Raw genomic sequence first — 18989 nt, 5'->3', positions numbered from 1 at the left:
CATGAGCCAAGAAACCAAAATGATGCCTCTAGAGGAGCTCCACATGTCCGCATTTAACCGTGAGTCCCACCTCACCTGCAAGAAGGCCTTGCAGCTGCTTGCCAACAAGCTCATGCCTCCAGCCGCAAGAAAGCTTGGAGTCTTTCTTCTGGGCGAGAAGATCGGCAAGATCGTTTTTGTTTGCAATGAGCTGCGGCGCAATTCCCTCTTTTTCCGATACGATCTTTACTAGGGCATACATGAGCTCAAGAACGCCTTCCGATCCTGCTGCGGGACGGCTGTGGTGTTCAATAACAGGACACTCTTCCGGCGGAATGCTCCTGCCCACTTTAATGGCGGCAAGAATGCTTGCAACCGATTCTTGTGAAAGCGATTCCGTACCTCTGATTCTTTTGAGACGCTCAGACGTTGCGGGCGATCTTTTGCATATCTCAACAAGCGTTTCGTCCGAGATAATCCACTTTCGTGGAATGTTGTGCTGAGCCGCACGTTCTTCTCGCCAGGCACAAATTTCGCGGGCAAGCGCCATTTGACGTCTTGTGAGTGAGTTTGATCGTTTGAGGTGCAAGTATGCTTCTTTGGGATCGCGTTTGAAATTTTCCGGAGCCGTATAGGCATTCATTTCCGGCATGAGCCAGCCTAAACGATTGGTCTTCATCAAACGCTCATACATACACCGATAGATATCGGGAAGGTAGCGGACATCATCTTCCGCATATACCAGCTGTTCAGGATCAAGCGGTCGCCTTGACCAGTCTGTAAGCGATTCGGTCTTGGGCAGATGAACCCCCATGTAATGCTCAACAACCGATGCGTAGCTCGCCTGCTGACGCATGCCTAAAAATGCGGCTGCCAGCTGGGTGTCAAACACCGGAGCACACGCACAATGCATACCGTAGAGAAGAACTTCAAGATCTTGAGAACAGGCGTGAATGACTTTGACAATCTTTTGATCCTCAAAAAGTCTCACAAGCGGCGAGAGGTCATCAATGCTCAAAGGATCTATGGCCGCGATTTCTTCACCCGTTGAAACTTGTACAAGACACAGTTTGGGATAATAGGTCTTCTCGCGAAGAAACTCCGTATCAACGGCAAGCACGGGCACGTGAGCCGCCCTGAGACAAAATGAAATAAGTTCCTCTTGCGTAGATATATACAAAGCATCCCATTCGACGAAAACTGCGCTACCATCAAAGAGTAGCAGTCTTATGATACCTAATACGCCACACTGTATCGAGGAGTCTTATGCGTTTTCTTATCCTTCACAATCCACGATCAGGCTTTGGTTCCGATGCCATATATGAGTTTGAGCGTGCACTTCTGCATGATGGCGATGAGTGCCTCATGCGCATAATGGATGATGCATGGGATCCTAAACAAGCCGTTCAGGATGCCGCCTTATATGATTGCGTCATTATATCCGGCGGAGACGGAACCATCGGACACCTTATGTATGCCCTGTGCAACACCGGTGTGCCCCTCTGCGTGTTTCCTTCCGGAACCGCCAACCTCATTTGCGCCAGTATTGGTAACGCACATGAACCGGCGGCACTTGCCCTCGCGGTCAGACGCGGTCACACCACTCAACTTGATCTCGGTGAGATATCATGGACCTCTGAAGCCGGTCATATGCACACGCATGGCATAGCTCTTGTAGCGGGAAGTGGTCTTGACGCGCAGCTTATGCGAACGGCAATTCCCCATAAGAAGTTCTTTGGAGAAGCCGCATACTTTACCGCCGCCCTTTCAAACCTCGCTCCGACCGTACAGACTTTTACCATTACCGTTGACGGAGTTACCCATGAGAGGCAAGGCATTGCGTGTCTGGTAGCCAATAGCGCAAAGTTTCAAGCCGATTTTGAGCTTTTACCGGGAGTCCGCATGGACGACGGACTTTTGAGCGTCATTGTCCTTGAAACAAAAATGACGGCGGAACTCGTGAAGCCCCTGTTTACCGGTCTTTTTGATCGCAGCGGAAAAACGCTTGGACGGCCAAATATTGAGGGATTTCATGGTCGAGAAGTACACGTTGAAATGTCGTCGCCCATTCCGGTTGAGGTAGACGGAGAGGTTTTTGCAGGAGAAACGCGCACCTTCGATGCCCGTGTTCTCCCGAAAGCCTGCACTGTCATAGTTGATACGCTCAGCCCCTACGCGCAGAAATAAATAGTGTTCAAAAAAACCTTACAATATTGTCATATATCACACAAAACGTTGACGCACTACGCTTTTTCTCGGTAATCTTTTATATGTTAGGAACATGTCGGAAACGCTTGGTGGAGGTGCTTTGATAGAAGTTGCTGAAATACGCGAGAAGTTTGATGAGCTTTCACGCCCAACCTTAGAGTCTGGTCGTTTTCCAGAACTCGCAACGTTTACTCAGCATGGTACTACCACCACGCTCGACCACGTCGTTGCCGTTGCGTATGCCAGTCTTTTTGTAGCGCTTTCAAGTGATGCTCACGTTAACGAACATGATCTTGTGCGGGGAGCGCTTCTCCACGACTACTATCTGTACGATTGGCATGACCACAGTACGGCGCCTGACAAGTGGCATGGTTTTACCCATCCCCGCCACGCTTTGAATAACGCCCTCGTAGATTTCCCCGATCTCTCCCCCATTGAGCGCGATATTATTTTGCACCACATGTTTCCTCTGGTACCTTTCCCACCACGCAGTAAAGAAGCGTGGATTGTTTCTCTATGCGACAAGCTCTGCTCATCGGCTGAAACCTGTTTGGGCAACCCTTACGTAAGGAGTGCTCGCTGATGGAACCTATTATTACCACGTTCTCCAGTCTGATAGTACTTGACCTCAGCTGGGGCGCTCTCAAACAAATGATTCCACAGATCATCTTAATGTTTGCGATTATTTCCGTCGGCGGGTGGCTCTACGAGACCGTGTACTGCTCGGTTGTTGAACATGGCTTTACGCGCCGAGGCTTTCTTTTTGGACCAAGCTGTCCTATCTATGGCGTTGGTGCCGTATCCGTGTGGATTACAATCGGAAACATTGATAACCCCATTCTCGTATTTCTTTTAGGCGGCCTTATGGCAACCATTCTTGAATACTCAACAGGTCTTATCTTGGAACGTCGTTTTCATCGTACATGGTGGGATTATTCGATGTTTCGCTATAACATCAAAGGCCGCATTTGCCCCCAAGCCTCGATGGTATTTGGAGCTTTCTCAGTGGCAACGGTTTTTCTGATTGCTCCGGGACTCCTGTATCTCTTTTCCTTTATCCCGTCCGATGTCATGATTTCCCTTGCGGGCATCACGGGTATACTGTACCTTGCGGATTTCACTGCAAGCCTGATTTATCTCACCCCTGCAGCCTCTGAACATATAGCCCTTCTCGTTCAGGAAATTCGCTCCCATATGTAGTAGCGTCTTCGCATATTCGTCTTCATATACGATATATAAGGCGTATGTGAGACGCGTACAGAACGCACGCAATCAAAGTAATTGGAGCTTCATGTATACGCTTGAAAGCCGTGTTCGCTATAGCGAATGCGATAAGACCGGAAAGTTATCTCTCGTAGGGGCCATGAACTACCTCCAAGACTGCTCCTCGTTTCATTCCGAGCATATCGGCCGTGGTTTTGAGACGCTTGCTCAAGAGCATCTTGCATGGGTACTTGCTTCCTGGCAGATTGAAGTTGCACGTATGCCTCACTTCAACGAGAAGATTACCGTTGGTACGTGGGCATATGAGCTAGGAGGTCTTTCCGCATCCCGTTGTTTTGTTATTCTTGACGAGAAGGGCGCGGCTGTTGTACGAGCGGATTCCACATGGTACATGGTTGACACCAAGGCCGGTAAGGCCATTCGTGTTCCCGAAAGCGAAGCTGCGTACATAAGTGACACGCCCCGTCTTGATATGCCACCTATGCCTCGACACATACCGGCTACCGGAACGCCTACGGAAGCACCTTCCATCACCGTCTCGCAACAGCACCTTGACACCAACAAACACGTCAACAATGCACAGTATGTCATGATGGCAATCGACGCTTTATCCGCTCTTGGATATCCGTTTGCGTTGCATCGAATTATCGTCCAATATCGTCGTCAGGCCCATCTTGACGATGTCATTTTCCCCCAAGTCTATCAGGACGAGGCCGGCATCACCGTCTCTCTTGATTCACCGGAACATAAAGCCTACGCAATCGTCCGACTGGAGAAGTAATATGACACAAGTTGGTTCTGAGTCCGCCGCCGCTAAGCCCGTCAAGCGCGTTGTTGCGGCAATCATCTATCGCAATAACGCGGTTCTCGCATGCAAGCGAGACGAGGATCGAGACATGGGCGGTCTGTGGGAGTTTGCCGGAGGAAAAATTGAAGCCGGTGAGAATCCCGAGCATGCCCTACGGCGTGAGATTCAAGAAGAACTTGGCGTTGAACTGCAGCTTATTCTCCCCTACGACACAATTGAATACGACTATCCTGACTTCCACCTTTCTATGGAAGTTTTCGTATGCACGCTCGCGCCCAACCAAGAGCCGCAAAAACTCATACACTCTGAGCTTCGGTGGCTTCATCAAAGCGAGCTCTTAGATGTCAAGTGGCTTCCCGCAGACACAAATCTTGTGATGACACTGGGGACTTTGTGGGACGACATCTTTGAGAGTCAACATTTATAGCCACTCTACGATAGAATAGAGCGCAATCAAAAGAAGAGTGGCATCAAAAGGTCTTCTCGCCCCACTCGCGAGAAGTGAAAGGGACACGTATGAGCAAAGCTGATGGCATATTCACCGCAATGTGCTCAGATATCATTGAACATGGCACCACTACGGTTGGCGAGAAGGTCCGTCCACACTGGGAAGACGGTACCCCTGCATATACGATCAAGAAGTTTGGCGTTTGTAACCGCTACGACTTGCGTGAAGAATTTCCTGCTCTCACGCTTCGACGGACTGCGCTTAAAAGTGCCATGGATGAGGTTTTGTGGATCTACCAGAAAAAGTCCAACAACGTCCATGACCTCAATTCTCATATTTGGGATGCATGGGCAGACGAGAGTGGTTCTATCGGAAAAGCATACGGATATCAGGTTGGGCAGAAGTCTCACTATGCAGAAGGCGACTTTGACCAAATGGATCGCGTCTTGTACGACCTTCAGAACAACCCGTTCAGCCGTCGTATTATGACCAATCTCTATACGTTTGCAGACTTATCGGAAATGAATCTCTATCCATGCGCATTCAATGCCATCTATAACGTTACGCAAAATCCCGGCGATGCAAAGCCCACGCTTAACCTGCTTTTAGTACAGCGCAGCCAAGACATTCTTGCAGCGAATAACTGGAATGTCTGTCAGTATGCTATTTTACTCATGATGGTGGCGCAGGTCAGTGGCATGCAAGCAGGTGAACTTGTCCACATGATCTCCGATGCACACATCTATGATCGCCATGTAGACATTGTACGTGAGCTTATTTCTCGCCCCATTTTTGCGGCGCCCCACGTATCGCTCAACCCTGACGTAACCGACTTCTATGCGTTTACCACCGATGACCTCATTGTTGAGAATTACGAGCATGGGCCGCAGGTCAAAAACATTCCCATTGCCGTGTAAAGGCGCGTATAAAGATACGCACAAAGACACGTATAAAGACACGACACGTGTAAAACAAGGTACGTATAAAGGCAAGGAGTCTCTGTGAACGCGATTGTTTCGGTTGCCCGCGACTGGGGTATTGGATGCGACGGTGATCTGCTTATCCACAACAAGGCCGACATGAAGTACTTTGTTGAGCATACTCTCGGCTGTACCATAATTATGGGACGCCGCACTTTTGAGAGTTTTCCTAACGGCCCTTTAAAAGGACGGCGGAATATCGTCATCACTCGGGATTCGAGCTGGACGCACGAAGGCGTTGAGGTAGTATCATCCCCTGCCGCTGCGCGCGCTCTTGTCGCTTCAGAACCAGGCGAGAAGGTTTGGCTTATCGGAGGCGCATCCGTCTATAAAGAAATGCTCTCTGACTGTAACTGTGCATATGTGACAAAACATGACATAATACTTCCTGCCGACTCATACTTCCCCAACCTGGATGCAGATCCTAAATGGCACGTCGCTGATGTCGAGAAGGGCGGTGTAACCCCTGAAGGCGTAGCTTTTGAGTTTGTTGTGTACAAACAGGAGCGCTGAAAATTCGCTACTATAGATGGAGTTTTTATACTCATCGGTTGTCTGTTATTTAACCAACTTACATCAAAAATGCAACTTCTTTGGCGTGTGAACTATAGTTTTTTGCTCAGAGTGAACTTACGGTCAGATATGTGTCAGACGGGCGTCAGACAAGAGTCAAATTACCGTCAAACTCATCAGGAATAATTCTTCCTTATGTATTTAAGATGTACGTAAGGAGACCGGCTATGCCCATCTTCATCTCCCACCAGAGTGGCATCGAACTATTACGCACTAATTATGTCTATCAGATTATTGAGAATACCTCAAAAGGCACTTTTCGGCACCCACCTCTTATTCCTAACCAACCTCCTCACCTTAGTGAAAAACGAGAGCTCTGGAGAACGCTCCATGAAATACTGGGTAACAAGCCGCAGCTGCCAATTCATGTTTCGATTACATCCAATAACGGTGTCTACCAAACAAAAGGATTGCAAATACATATTCTCAATGAAAAAATTCCCAAAACTGCATTTTTTGAGATACTGCCCAATCTCTATCTAACGAGACCTGAGTATATACCGATTCAAATGAGCCGATCATGTTCCATTTTAGAGCTCGCCCTTCTCCTGAGCGAACTTATGGGAACCTATTATCTTGACCAAGAAGGGGAACTTAAATCCAGAGAATCACCTCTTATAACTCGCAAGAAATTGGAAAGCTTTCTCAGAAAATATTCAGATGTCCCAGGGTGTGCAAAAGTATGGAGCGCTCTGGCTCTCAGCTGCGAAAAGGCGGCTTCACCTATGGAAGTCAAACTATTCATTCGCGCTACACTCCCCTGCTCCAAAGGCGGCTACGGACTTGGCGAGATTAGGCTCAATCAAGAATACAAGGTCAAGAAATTAACCAGTCAAACGAAAGCATTTACTATACGAAAGCCAGACTTAGTTTTTGAAACACCTAAAGCGTCTCGGGACAAACAACCATGGAAAGCCGTCACTCTTGAATATAACGGCCAGTACCACACTACCGTTGATCAGCAAATTGCTGACGGAATTCGGCATAATGAGCTCGTATCGGCTGGAATAAAAAATTATCAAGTTGATAAAGAAATCTACTATGACTTCAACTGTATGCAGAACCTTGTTGAGTGCATTCGGAAAGACATCGGTTTACCCGAGCGCAAGTTGTCACATGAAGAACAGATACGGTGCCGCAAAAGACAACAGGACCTTGTAAAACTTCTCGACAGCATCGACCCTGCTAGATGGGGCTCCAATGTTAAGCGAGAAAATCACCGATAAACTCCTGATTACAGATCTTGGTCGATTTCGAAGTTTAGTGGTGTTTTTGTCCGGAAAAATGACGTTTAGTGGTGGTTTTTCTCGGATTTGAGCGTTTAGTGGTGAATAAAATCACCACTAAACATCCAATTTGGTACCAATTCCCTACGTCACGAGAAAAGCACCACTAAGGCAAAACGGCTGCCTGCAGATTTGCAAGCAACCGTTTTTGTGTAGAAACCAAAGGCAAAACCACTACCAGAAGCGAGAAAAACTTAGATGTCGTAGCTTGTTGCCTCGCGACCGTAATAAGAATCGAGATAAAGGTCTTTAATCTCGGAAATCAGCGGATAGCGAGGATTGGCGCCGGTGCACTGATCGTTAAAGGCCTGCTCAGACATAGCATCGAGGGTATCGAGGAAGTACTTCTCGTCAACGCCATAGTCCTTAATCGTCTTCTTAACGCCAATAAAGTCTTTGAGCTCTTCGATCTTTGCCACAAACTTCTCGAAGACATCCCAATCGTCCTTGCCCTCAACGCCACAGTAACGACCTGCTTCAGCATATCGTGCCAGTGTATGTGGGTGATCATACTGCGGGAAGGTACCCATCTTGGCAGGACGCTCGGAGGCGTTATAGCGCATAACGCGTGTGAGGATAACGGCGTTTGCCCAGCCGTGAGGAATGTGATGGAAGGCACCCAGCTTGTGAGCCATGGAGTGGTTCACGCCAAGGAACGCATTTGCAAAGGCAAGGCCACCAAGGCAGGAAGCGTTTGCCATGTGATCGCGAGCCTCAACGTCGTTGGGATTCTCATAGGCGCGCGGCAGGTAATCGAAGACGAGCTTCATACCACGAAGTGCCAGGCCATCGGTGTAGTCGGAAGCCATCATGGAGACATAGGCCTCAAGGCAGTGCGTCAAAACGTCAATACCGGAAGCGGAAGTCAGACCCTTAGGCTGCGTCATCATGTTGTCGGTATCAACGATGGCCATATTGGGCATGAGCTCGTAGTCAGTGACAGGCCATTTTACGCCGGTATCTGCATCGGTAATAATGGCAAACGGAGTAACCTCGGAGCCGGTACCCGAAGAGGTCGGAATGGCAATAAAGAACGCCTTCTTGCCCATCTTGGGGAAGTTGTAGACACGCTTGCGGATATCCATGAAGTCCGCAGACATGTCCTCAAAGTTCTCGTCCGGGTTCTCATACATGGACCACATAATCTTACCTGCATCCATGGCTGATCCACCGCCGATGGCGATAATGCAATCGGGCTCAAAGGCGCGCAGGCGAGCAAGACCTTCAAGAGCGCACTGAAGCGTTGGATCAGGAGCGACATCCCAGAACGAAGAATGAACGATGCCCATCTCGTCGAGGGACTCTTCAATCTTCTTAGTGAAGCCGGACTTGTATAGGAACTGGTCGGTAACGATGAAGGCACGCTTCTTGTCGTAGACATCCTTGAGCTCGCGTAGAGCAACGGGCATGCAGCCCTTCTTGAAGTAAACCTTCTCGGGAGTACGAAGCCAAAGCATGTTTTCACGCCTCTCTGCAACAGACTTGTAGTTCAGCAGGTGCTGGGGTCCAACATTGCCGGAAACGGAGTTGCCGCCCCATGTGCCGCAGCCCAGCGTCAAAGATGGCGTCATCTTGAAGTTGTAAAGGTCTCCGATGCCACCCTGAGAAGATGGTGTATTGATGAGAATACGGCAGGTTTTCATTGCCTCATAGTGCTTTTGGATCTTCTCGGTCTCATTGACATTAACGTACAGAGACGAGGTGTGACCATAGCCGCCATCGGCAACCAAACGCTCGGCCTTGGCAAGAGCGTCGTCAAAGTTCTTAGCGCGATACATACCAAGAACGGGTGATAGTTTCTCGTGCGCCATCTCTTCGGAAGGCTCAACGGATGTAACCTCGCCGATAAGAATCTTGGTGCCCTCGGGAACCTTAACGCCGGCGGTCTCGGCAATGAAGTGAGCTGACTTACCCACGATACCGGCGTTGACCGCACCGTTGATGATGACGGTCTTGCGGACGGCGTCGAGCTCCTTGCCCTTAAGGAAGTAGCAGCCGCGCGCGGCAAACTCTTTCTTAACCTCATCGTAGACGCCATCAAGAACGGTCACGGACTGCTCGGAAGCGCAAATCATACCGTTGTCAAACGTCTTTGAGTGAATAATGGAATTGACGGCAAGCTTGATATCGGCGGTGTCGTCGATAATGGCAGGTGTGTTGCCGGGGCCAACGCCAAGCGCAGGCTTGCCCGAAGAATAGGCGGCGTTGACCATGCCGGGACCACCGGTAGCCAAGATAATGTCGGCGTTGCCCATAACGGCCGCGGTAAGCTCAATGGTTGGACTTGGCACCCAATCGATAATACCCTTGGGGCAGCCGGCCTTCTCGGCAGCATCGCGAACAATGCGGGCAGCCTCAATGGTGCAGCCCTTTGCGCGCGGGTGCGGCGAGATGAGAATGGCGTTGCGCGTCTTGAGCGCGAGAAGTGACTTGAAGATTGCCGTAGAAGTGGGGTTGGTTGTCGGAATGACAGCCGCGACAATACCCATAGGCTCTGCGACTACCTTGTATCCACCGGCTTTGTCTTCCTCAACGACACCGCATGTCTTCATATGCTTGTACTTGTTGAAGATATACTCCGCAGCATAGTGGTTTTTAATGACCTTATCCTCCATAACGCCCATGCCGGTCTCCTCAACGGCCATGTGAGCAAGAGGAACACGTGCCTTCTCGGCAGCAAGAGCAGCCTCATAAAAGATCTTATCGACCTGCTCTTGGGAAAATGTTGCAAACTCAGCTTGAGCCTCGCGCATCTCTGCGAGACGAACGTGCAAAGTTTCAACATCCTCAATCTTTGTTGCTTTCTTTGTCATCTGGTCCCCTCCTGGACTAGGTACAGACATCGTACAAATTATAGCAGCGTTCGCCGACAAATATGCGCCGCTGACCGACAATTCTCTATTTACATCTCAAACTTTCTTTATTTATATCCCAAGATTCAATATTTGCTGCTTGGGATCGTCATCGGTGGCTTTAAGTCTTTGCCAAACATCGGGCAGCTCTTGGGTCCGAAAATCCACAATCGGGCCAAACCCTCCAACAAGCTGTGTCGAAGCAATTTTGAACTGTTCTGTATCTTTAAGGCCCGGATACCGTACTTCAGCCACCTTGGGATGCGCGCGTAGATATGCCGCCATCACCGCTGCGGCGTCGTTGGCGTGGTGGCGAGAAGTACGCCTGGCCTCTCGCGCTTCATCTGAGCCAAAAGCTGCTTGTATTTTATCGGCGTCCGCCGCTACGGCTTCAACTAACGTCACGACACGTTCGTCAGCGTCCTTGGCAATACCCACGATTACAAAGCCTGGAAATCCAGGGTCTTCGTCAATGGCGAGCCACGCACCGAGCCTGCATGCAGGACTGAGCTCACAGCCAAACCTTCGTACATCGGCAACGAGAAACGATATCGCAGAAGCAGCGGAGAAATCATACTCACGTAAAGCTGCCAACTCACGCGCACGGCCCTTCACATCAACGACACTGATGGGGCGCCCGCAAAGCGGCTCAATAAGCTGAGGCTTGAGCGTGCGAGCATCGATAGTCGCTGTGCCAACGTTTGCCACACCAACATGAGCCGCGACCGCACCAACGTGTGCCTGCAATGCATCGTCAGACAGAAGCGTCTCCCATGCAGAAATGGGAACAAGCCGACAGCGGTTTGTTCCCATATAAGCTGCATACTCAGAGAGAATTTCTCGCGTTGTTTTAGCCAAGACGCTCGTCATTCTCCTTTGATACCTTTGCGATAAAGGCGTCCAACGTGCTCTGAACGGTCTCGTTTGAACGATCGCGCACAGAGATATTGTGAGCCTCGACTTCTTTCTCGCCAATAATCAGCATGTACGGTACACGATCGAGGGAACGAGCCTCACGGATCTTATAGCCAATCTTCTCGTCGCGGTTATCGACCTTGACGCGAATACCGGCTGCCTGAAGAGCGCCGGCCACCTCATGCGCATACTCACGGGACTTCTCGGACACAGGCAACACTTTAACCTGGCAGGGAGCCAGCCAAACAGGGAATTTGCCCTCATAGTGCTCGGTAAGAATACCGATAAAACGGTCAAACGAACCAAAGCCCGCACGGTGAATCATAATGGGCTGCTTTTTGGTGCCGTCGCTGTCAACGTACTCAAGCTCAAAGTTATGCGGAAGCTGGAAGTCAAGCTGGATGGTACCGCACTGCCACGAGCGACCCAAGCAATCCGTAAGATGGAAGTCAATCTTGGGTCCATAGAACGCGCCATCACCCTCGTTGAGCACATAGTCGATGCCCATGGACTCAAGCGCATCCTTTAAGCCCTGTTCCGCACGCTCCCAATCCTCATCGGAACCCATGGAATTCTCCGGACGCGTGGAAAGCTCAACGCGATACGGGAAGCCAAACTGCGCATAGTACGCGGTAATCAAGTGTGACGCATCGGCAACCTGCTCGGTAATCTGATCGGGTCGAATAAAGATATGAGCATCGTCTTGAGTGAACTCGCGCACGCGGAAAAGACCGTGAAGAGCGCCCTTCATCTCATATCGGTGATCGAGGCCGGCCTCGGCAAGCTTTAAGGGCAGATCGCGATAAGAACGCGGACGGTTCTTATAAATAAGACACGCGCCAGGGCAGTTCATAGGCTTAATGGCAAAGTCTTCCTCATCGACCGACGTGGTATACATATTCTCTTTGTAGTGATCCCAGTGGCCTGAAGTTTCCCACAAAGAACGCGAGAGAATCTGTGGCGTGAGCACCTCTTCATAGTTGAACTTAACCATCATCTCGTGCCAGTAGTCAGTCAACGCATTGCGCACTGCCATACCATTGGGAAGCCAGAATGGAGAACCCGGACCGAAATCAGACATCATAAAGAGTTCCATTTCACGGCCAATCTTGCGATGGTCGCGCTTCTCGGCTTCCTCAAGCATCTTAAGGTGCTGTTCAAGCTCGTCTTTTGTCGCAAATGCCGTACCGTTGACACGCGTAAGCATTTTGTTGTTTTTGTCGGCTTTCCAATATGCACCTGAGACGCCTGTCAGTTTGAACGCCTTGACACCCTTAGTGTAGAGAAGGTGTGGCCCCACGCACATGTCAATGTATTCGCCCTGCTTATAGAAGGTAATACGCTCAGCGGGATCCAAATCACCAATATGCTCTACCTTATACGTCTCGCCACGCTCTTCCATGAGCTTAATGGCCTCGTCACGTGAAAGCTCAAACGTCTCGATTTTGAGATTCTCTTTGGTAATCTTTTTCATCTCGGCTTCAAGAGCAGAAAAGTCCTCCGTGTTGATCTTGGTATCACCAAGGTCTACGTCATAATAAAAGCCGTTTTCGGTGGCAGGACCATAGGCAAACTTTGCTTCAGGATACAAACGCTTGATAGCCTGAGCTAAAATGTGGGCTGCGGTGTGGCGAATAACATGCAGCTCTTCAGCGGCATCATCGATTTCTCCTACATGGCCGTCATTGTAGAGAACCTTCATATATAAAACCTTCCTTATTTTCTGCGCTTGATGCACACAATCAGTTTTAAGCGAGAAACGCACAAGACCTTAAAGACACATGTAACGGCGACTACCCCGCTTTCAAGAAGCTGCGAGTAGCCGCCTTAATAGTCTCTGTCAGTCCTACGCACAAAACCATAGATACACTACTGGATACGAGTGCGGCAATACGGACAGACCTTCCAGTCTGCGTTCAGTGGACGGTGGCACGTTGGACACACATTGCGTACCTGCGTATTGCAAATGGGACACACGATAAAGTCCCGGTCAATGGGTGCCGAGCACTTGGGGCAGATGCCATAGTGTGAAAGCTGGTGCTCGCGAAGGGCAATGTCTAAATCCTGCTCCTCACGGTCAATGAGGTAGCTGCTTGGACGCAAAATAACATACGCCAAAAGCCCCACAATAGGAACAACCGAGATGACCGCCCACATCCACCAAGGCTCTGCGCCGCGGCGCTGGGCGTCACGAATGACGTAGATAATGGAAAGGATGTAGAGCATAACTACACAGATGACCATAAGATAGAGGACCATACGTACCTCAGGGGTGATGATCTGGTCGAGAATTTCCTGCATCTCGGGAACTCCTTAGAATCGATTTGAAGCTGTGGCGGGCAACGGTTAGAAAATAAGAACCACAAGCGCATCTATCGTAAACCAAAATGGGACGGATAGACACAAGAATAAAGAATCTGCTTATAAATTAGACGATTTTACAAATCTCTCAAAGACGACATCACTTCTCCTGCCAGCGTAATGGTACCGCAAGCCACATATGATTCACGAGCAAGAGCACACACGGCCTTTTCCACCGTGGGAAAAACGTCCTCTACCCGTGCCCCTAGATCTCGATATATCTTTGCCAGTTCATCTGCCGGCAACGCACGCGCGGAATCCGTTTGCGTCACAATCACGGCAGGGAATTCCTTGGCGAGAAGTTCCGCAATACCAAAAACATCTTTATCGGCCAAAACAGCGGTCAAGAGTTTGGGCCGATGAAGTAGGTTGGGTTCAACGTCGCGAATGGCTGTCAGAAATGTTGCCACCGACTGCGGGTTATGCGCCGCATCAATAAGCACCAGAGGATCCGGACGCAAGAGCTGAAAACGACCGGGCGTCGGACAGCTGATTGCCGCATCAAATGCCTTATCCGCATCAAGCGCTCGGTCGAGAAAATCTTCCGCAAGGCACAGGGCCAGCGCAATATTTGCGGCCTGATACCTTGGTTTGAGCGCCGCAAGGTCTCCGTGAGTTGCTCGTGGTGTTTTTACCGTCAGTTCAAGAGGAAAGCCAAGGCGTGCGGGATGCTTGGTTATGGCAAACGTTGCACACGGAAGATCGGCATGGTGCCGTACCATACCTTCCTGCATCTCCCCTGCTACGTCGCAAACGTCAGTTGCGCGGAGCAGCGTTGGAACTACCCCTTGTTCAGCCGCACGGGAAAGAAAGACCTCCTCCACGGATACGGGTGTTGCCGTTCCCACGCCAAGCACACAGCTGCGACCTCTTTGTATGATGGCGGCTTTCTCACCTGCAATTTCTTCGAGCGTATTGCCTAAAATACGGGTATGATCAAGGCCTATGCCGGTGATGGCTACAGAGGTGATGTTTTTTGCCGCTGACGTGGCATCCCAACGGCCTCCCATACCACACTCCAGTACCGCAACATCAACGCCTGCCTCTGCAAAAACCGTAAGTGCGGCTACCGTCAAAAGGTCAAACTCGGTAATGTCATAGGCGCGTCTGCCTGCTGCAATACGTGCGGCATTTACGCGCTTGCCTGCAGCCACGGCGGCGGCAATGCCGTGCCCAAATACCTCTTCCGTCACAGGTACGCCGTCTATTTCCATGCGTTCGGTATACTTCATCAGCTCAGGTGAAGTATAAAGAGCCGTTTTCAGACCCTCCCCGCGCAAAAACGCTGCGGTATAGCGCGATGTTGAAGTCTTGCCGTTAGTGCCCGCAATCTGTACGCTCTTGAAACATTCATCAGGGTTCTTCAGCTCAAGAAGCATCTCCGAAACAGATTCCAAAAGAGGCTGAATACCAAATTTTTTAGTAGCTTGAAGCGCCGACATGGCCTGCTCATAGGTGTAATCGCTCACCTCAAACGGTATGTGATATGACATTGATCTCCCTACAAACCCAAAAGACGCATGGCTTCTGCGCGGGTCTTCTCGTTATCCTTAAAGATGCCCCTCACCGCTGAGGTAAGCGTCAGCGCACCGGCGCTCCTAACGCCTCGCATGGTCATACAGGTATGTTCTGCTTCCATGACAACCAGTACGCCCAAAGGATCAAGTTCGGCCATCATCGCGTCGGCCACCTGGCCACAAAGCCGCTCTTGCACTTGTAGGCGACGCGAATACCCCATCACGCAGCGGGCTATTTTAGAGAGCCCGGTAATACGGCCTCCTTTGGGGATATAGCATACGTGAGCCTTTCCCACAAACGGCAGAATATGATGCTCGCAGGTAGAAGAAAACGGGATGTCGCGAACAATGACCATCTCGTGGTTTCCCTCTTCAAAGAACTGTTTACGCAGATGGGCAGCCGGGTCTTCCTGCATACCACTGAAGAGCTCCGCACAAGCCCGAGCCACTCTGTCAGGCGTCTCAAGAAGCCCCTCTCGCGTGGGATCTTCTCCGATGGCCAAAAGAAACTCCCTCACCGCAGCGCGCACGCGTGCCTGGTCAAGCGGGGCGAACTCCGAATGAGCAGTATTCGTATGCACTGCTTTCGTATGTATCTCTGTTGCGTGTGTTTCTTTTTGCGCCTCTGTTGCGTGTGTTTCTTCTGTCACGAAACCAGCGTCCTTTCTGCTGCTTCAATAACGTGCTTAGCAAGAATAGCGGTGGTTACGCTGCCTACCCCGCCGGGAACGGGTGTGTATGCGGCAACGGTGTCTTTAATCGCTTCTGCATCAACGTCACCAACGAGCTTTTGTGATGCTTCGTCCCAGTTAATACCCACGTCAATAACCGTCTGTCCGGGTGCAACATACCCGGAGTCAATCATACGCGCCCGACCTGCAGCCACCACAAGTATTTCTGCCTCACAGGTAACCGAAGGCAGGTCAACGGTACGGCTGTGACACAGTGTTACCGTGGCATCGCGCATGGTTAAAAGAGCCGCAACAGGACGACCAATCACGTTGGAGCGCCCCACGACCGCAGCACGTGCTCCTGCAATTTCAATACCATAGTGGTCAAGTATGGCAATGACCGCCTCGGCCGTACACGGTGCAAGGGCACAAGAGCGCCCTGAAAGCGTGGCAAGCAACATTGAGTCGGTAACGCAATCAACGTCTTTGCTCGGAGAAAGGAGCGCGAAAGCACCTGCCTCGTTAATCGTTTTTGGAAACGGCCGCAGGGGCAGGCAGGCGTGAATGTGCGGGTCCGAGGAAATGTCACGGATTGTCTCGTCAACGTCATGCTGCGATGCATTGCGTGAAAGCACTGTCTGTCTCACGGCAATGCCGATCTTCTCGGCACGTTTGAGGGCTGCTCGTTCATAAGCAAGATCGTCGGAACGCTCGCCAAGACGAAGGATGGCAAGCGTAGGCGTCACGCCTCTATCGGCCAGTGCGGCAGCCCGGACGGAGAGCGCCTCCGTAAGCGCCGCAGCAACCGGAGCGCCTCGCAATTCCTCAGCCATTATGCTTCCTCCCCTTGCAGATGCGCACTCACGCGGCGAGAAAGAGCTTCCGCTCGCGGAATCCACTCATCCATAAGCGCTTTTGCCCGCTCGTTAACAGATGCGGCATATACGCGATCTTGCATTGAGCGTGTATTGACAAAGACGGTATGAGAGGCCGCCTCAAGGGCACCGCGGGAAAGCGCCGCACCGCAACCCACGTCAGAGAGCAAAAGCCGTGAACCTTTGACCTGCATCTCTTCAAGGAGCGCAATGGTCTCGCAAATGACTTCCATTACTCTCAGAGGCGGTTTTGCCGCAGCGATAAGCGCCTCTTCAATGCACGCCGAGCGAGAAGGATTGTCCTTGGGAATGGCAAACGCATCGGATACCAAAAGAAACTGTCGCGAATCCTCATTAACCAGTTCAAGGAGTTCTTTGCGGAGACGCTCGGCGCGAGCAATATGAGACGTAAGATCTTTTTCATAGGCGGCATAGCGAGGCTTACCCAACGCGAAAGCACCCGCCATGGCCGCCAGGGCTATCCCTAAGGCACCGGTGTATGCAGCCGCTCCGCCGCCTCCGGGAATGGGCTCCCGGGCAGCAAGGTGCCGTGCATACTCTTCACAGGTATACCGTGTAAAATTCACGTCCTCAGGCGTTTTTGGAACCGACATCAGAACAGACCCACAATTCGTCCGTCTTCGCATACATCAATATTTTCCGCTGCCGGTTTCTTGGGCAGACCCGGCATGGTCATAATGTTTCCGGTCAGACATACCACAAAGCCGGCGCCGGCAGAAACACGCACTTCTCGCACCGTAATGCGGAAATGTTCCGGCGCGCCCAACCGAGAGGGATCGTCCGAAAACGAATACTGCGTCTTTGCCATACAAACAGGGAGCTCCCCAAAGCCCAAACTCTCAAGTTGCCGTATTTGCTTTGCGGCGGCGGGGGTAAGGTCAACGCCTTCGGCATGGTATATCTTGGTGGCAATGGATGCCATCTTCTGCTCAAGGCTCTCACTCAAATCATAGGCATATTTGGGCTCAGAGGATCTCTCGCACAGGCGAAGTACCGCCTCCGCCAGCGACTGTCCCCCTTTGCCACCCTTTGCCCAAACCTCAGAAAGCGCCACATCCACTCCATGCGCTTTGCACGCTTTTTCAATAAGATCCAGTTCAGACGCAGTATCAGTAGGAAATGCATTAATGGCTACCACCACGGGCAAGCCATATACGCCTTTAAGATTGTCAACATGGCGCAGCAAGTTTGGAAGGCCCGCCTCAAGAGCCGCAAGATTTTCAGACCCAAGTTCTGCCTTAGGAACCCCACCGTTATATTTGAGGGCACGCACCGTAGCCACCAAAACCACGGCGTTCGGAAAAAGACCGGACTTTCTGCACTTGATGTCAAGAAACTTCTCGGCACCAAGATCGGCTCCAAAGCCTGCCTCGGTGATTACATAATCAGCCAAACGTAATGCTGTTTTTGTTGCCTCCACGGAATTGCATCCATGGGCAATATTGGCAAAAGGACCGCCGTGTACCAGCGCCGGTGTATGCTCAAGCGTCTGCACCAGGTTGGGCAAAAGCGCATCTTTCAAAAGCGCAGTCATGGCGCCTTCAGCATGAATGTCATGAACCGTTACCGGGCGTCTGTCAAAGGTATAGGCAACAATCATCTTGCTCAGACGTTCTTTCAAGTCAGAAATACCTGATGCGAGGCAAAACACCGCCATAACCTCAGAGGCGACCGTGATATCGAAGCCGTCCTCGCGGGGCATACCATCCGCAACGCCACCCAAACCGTCTACCACATGGCGAAGCTGACGGTCGTTCATGTCAACACAGCGTTTCCATACCACGCGGCGCGGATCAATCCTAAGCTCATTGCCTTGCTTGATATGGTTATCAAGCATCGCGGCGCAAAGGTTATTCGCAGCACTTATCGCGTGAAAATCACCCGTAAAGTGCAGATTGATGTCCTCCATGGGAACAACCTGCGCATACCCGCCGCCTGCAGCTCCGCCTTTAATGCCAAAAACAGGTCCGAGCGAAGGTTCACGGAGTGCCAGCATTGCCTTGTGTCCCGCTTGATTGAGTGCATCCGCCAAACCAACCGAGGTGGTAGTCTTGCCCTCCCCTGCCGGGGTCGGGTTGATGGCCGTTACCAAAACAAGCTTGCCGCGCTCGGGCGTATCGGCAAGGAGACGAGAATTGACCTTTGCCTTGTAACGACCATACGGCTCAAGAAGATCCTCACGAATACCGGCTCTTCTCGCCACGTCAACAATGGGAAGCATAGGTGTCTCTTGAGCGATCTCGATATCGGACTTGTACTGCGGCATAATAC

18 protein-coding genes are annotated in these 18989 nt (G+C 51.0%); 8 read left to right on the top strand and 10 right to left on the bottom strand.

Translation table 11 applies throughout. From position 1 onward, the window contains the following. Nucleotides 1-28: 28 nt before the first annotated feature. Nucleotides 29-1159, bottom strand: a complete 1131-nt coding sequence (gene rnd / locus ATORI0001_RS00320) for a ribonuclease D (RefSeq protein WP_003148712.1) — start codon at nucleotides 1157-1159, stop codon at nucleotides 29-31. 86 nt (nucleotides 1160-1245) lie between these two features. Here rnd and ATORI0001_RS00315 point away from each other — a divergent pair, with 86 nt between their 5' ends. The 8 genes from ATORI0001_RS00315 to ATORI0001_RS00280 all read left to right on the top strand — a co-directional run bounded on the left by ATORI0001_RS00315 (nucleotide 1246) and on the right by ATORI0001_RS00280 (nucleotide 7446). Next, entirely contained in the window at nucleotides 1246-2166 is a 921-nt protein-coding gene (locus ATORI0001_RS00315; protein ID WP_003148804.1) for a diacylglycerol/lipid kinase family protein, read from the top strand. Between the two features lie 94 nt (nucleotides 2167-2260). Continuing rightward, nucleotides 2261-2770, top strand: a complete 510-nt coding sequence (locus tag ATORI0001_RS00310) for an HD domain-containing protein (RefSeq protein ID WP_003148647.1) — start codon at nucleotides 2261-2263, stop codon at nucleotides 2768-2770. Continuing rightward, nucleotides 2770-3387, top strand: a complete 618-nt coding sequence (locus ATORI0001_RS00305) for a putative ABC transporter permease (RefSeq protein ID WP_003148757.1) — start codon at nucleotides 2770-2772, stop codon at nucleotides 3385-3387. The genes ATORI0001_RS00310 and ATORI0001_RS00305 overlap by 1 nt, the downstream gene beginning before the upstream one ends. A gap of 91 nt (nucleotides 3388-3478) precedes the next feature. Then, entirely contained in the window at nucleotides 3479-4192 is a 714-nt protein-coding gene (locus tag ATORI0001_RS00300; RefSeq protein ID WP_003148445.1) for an acyl-[acyl-carrier-protein] thioesterase, read from the top strand. A gap of 1 nt (nucleotide 4193) precedes the next feature. After that, nucleotides 4194-4646, top strand: a complete 453-nt coding sequence (locus tag ATORI0001_RS00295) for a (deoxy)nucleoside triphosphate pyrophosphohydrolase (protein ID WP_003148596.1) — start codon at nucleotides 4194-4196, stop codon at nucleotides 4644-4646. Nucleotides 4647-4735: 89 nt separating this feature from the next. Then, nucleotides 4736-5584: a thymidylate synthase gene (gene thyA, locus ATORI0001_RS00290; protein WP_003148419.1), complete on the top strand. Its 849-nt coding sequence runs from the start codon at nucleotides 4736-4738 to the stop codon at nucleotides 5582-5584. An 84-nt stretch (nucleotides 5585-5668) separates the two neighbouring features. Then, entirely contained in the window at nucleotides 5669-6160 is a 492-nt protein-coding gene (locus ATORI0001_RS00285) for a dihydrofolate reductase (protein ID WP_003148742.1), read from the top strand. A 227-nt stretch (nucleotides 6161-6387) separates the two neighbouring features. Beyond that, on the top strand, nucleotides 6388-7446 hold the full coding sequence (locus ATORI0001_RS00280; protein ID WP_003148423.1) for a hypothetical protein: 1059 nt from the start codon (nucleotides 6388-6390) through the stop codon (nucleotides 7444-7446). Nucleotides 7447-7700: 254 nt separating this feature from the next. On the opposite strand, the gene adhE is transcribed toward ATORI0001_RS00280, so the two are convergent. The 9 genes from adhE to ATORI0001_RS00235 all read right to left on the bottom strand — a co-directional run bounded on the left by adhE (nucleotide 7701) and on the right by ATORI0001_RS00235 (nucleotide 18984). Beyond that, nucleotides 7701-10319, bottom strand: a complete 2619-nt coding sequence (gene adhE, locus ATORI0001_RS00275; protein ID WP_003148247.1) for a bifunctional acetaldehyde-CoA/alcohol dehydrogenase — start codon at nucleotides 10317-10319, stop codon at nucleotides 7701-7703. A gap of 111 nt (nucleotides 10320-10430) precedes the next feature. Next, the gene (locus tag ATORI0001_RS00270) at nucleotides 10431-11216 is read right to left on the bottom strand and encodes a PLP-dependent transferase (protein WP_003148368.1); all 786 of its coding nucleotides are present in this window, start codon (nucleotides 11214-11216) and stop codon (nucleotides 10431-10433) included. Continuing rightward, nucleotides 11209-12975, bottom strand: coding sequence for a threonine--tRNA ligase (thrS, locus tag ATORI0001_RS00265; protein ID WP_003148225.1), 1767 nt, complete (start codon nucleotides 12973-12975; stop codon nucleotides 11209-11211). The genes ATORI0001_RS00270 and thrS overlap by 8 nt, the downstream gene beginning before the upstream one ends. 167 nt (nucleotides 12976-13142) lie before the next feature. Beyond that, nucleotides 13143-13574, bottom strand: coding sequence for a zinc ribbon domain-containing protein (locus ATORI0001_RS00260; RefSeq protein WP_003148160.1), 432 nt, complete (start codon nucleotides 13572-13574; stop codon nucleotides 13143-13145). 137 nt (nucleotides 13575-13711) lie between these two features. Further along, nucleotides 13712-15127 (bottom strand): bifunctional folylpolyglutamate synthase/dihydrofolate synthase, encoded by a 1416-nt coding sequence (locus ATORI0001_RS00255; RefSeq protein ID WP_003148833.1) that lies wholly within the window; start codon nucleotides 15125-15127, stop codon nucleotides 13712-13714. Nucleotides 15128-15135: 8 nt separating this feature from the next. Then, complete coding sequence (gene folE, locus ATORI0001_RS00250; protein ID WP_081450662.1) at nucleotides 15136-15747, bottom strand: GTP cyclohydrolase I FolE; 612 nt, start codon at nucleotides 15745-15747, stop codon at nucleotides 15136-15138. Nucleotides 15748-15797: 50 nt separating this feature from the next. Then, nucleotides 15798-16655 carry a bifunctional 5,10-methylenetetrahydrofolate dehydrogenase/5,10-methenyltetrahydrofolate cyclohydrolase gene (locus ATORI0001_RS00245; protein ID WP_003148526.1) on the bottom strand — a complete coding sequence of 286 codons (858 nt, stop codon included), beginning with the start codon at nucleotides 16653-16655 and terminating at the stop codon, nucleotides 15798-15800. Next, entirely contained in the window at nucleotides 16655-17311 is a 657-nt protein-coding gene (locus ATORI0001_RS00240; RefSeq protein ID WP_003148279.1) for a cyclodeaminase/cyclohydrolase family protein, read from the bottom strand. The genes ATORI0001_RS00245 and ATORI0001_RS00240 overlap by 1 nt, the downstream gene beginning before the upstream one ends. Next, a complete protein-coding gene (locus tag ATORI0001_RS00235) occupies nucleotides 17311-18984 on the bottom strand; it encodes a formate--tetrahydrofolate ligase (protein ID WP_003148165.1) in 1674 nt (557 codons plus the stop codon). The genes ATORI0001_RS00240 and ATORI0001_RS00235 overlap by 1 nt, the downstream gene beginning before the upstream one ends. Between the last annotated feature and the right edge of the window lie 5 nt (nucleotides 18985-18989).

Source organism: Lancefieldella rimae ATCC 49626, assembly GCF_000174015.1.
GTDB classification, from domain to species: domain Bacteria; phylum Actinomycetota; class Coriobacteriia; order Coriobacteriales; family Atopobiaceae; genus Lancefieldella; species Lancefieldella rimae.
The sequence above is the reverse complement of the archived record's forward strand: the minus strand, read 5'-3'. Positions and strand labels throughout refer to the sequence as shown.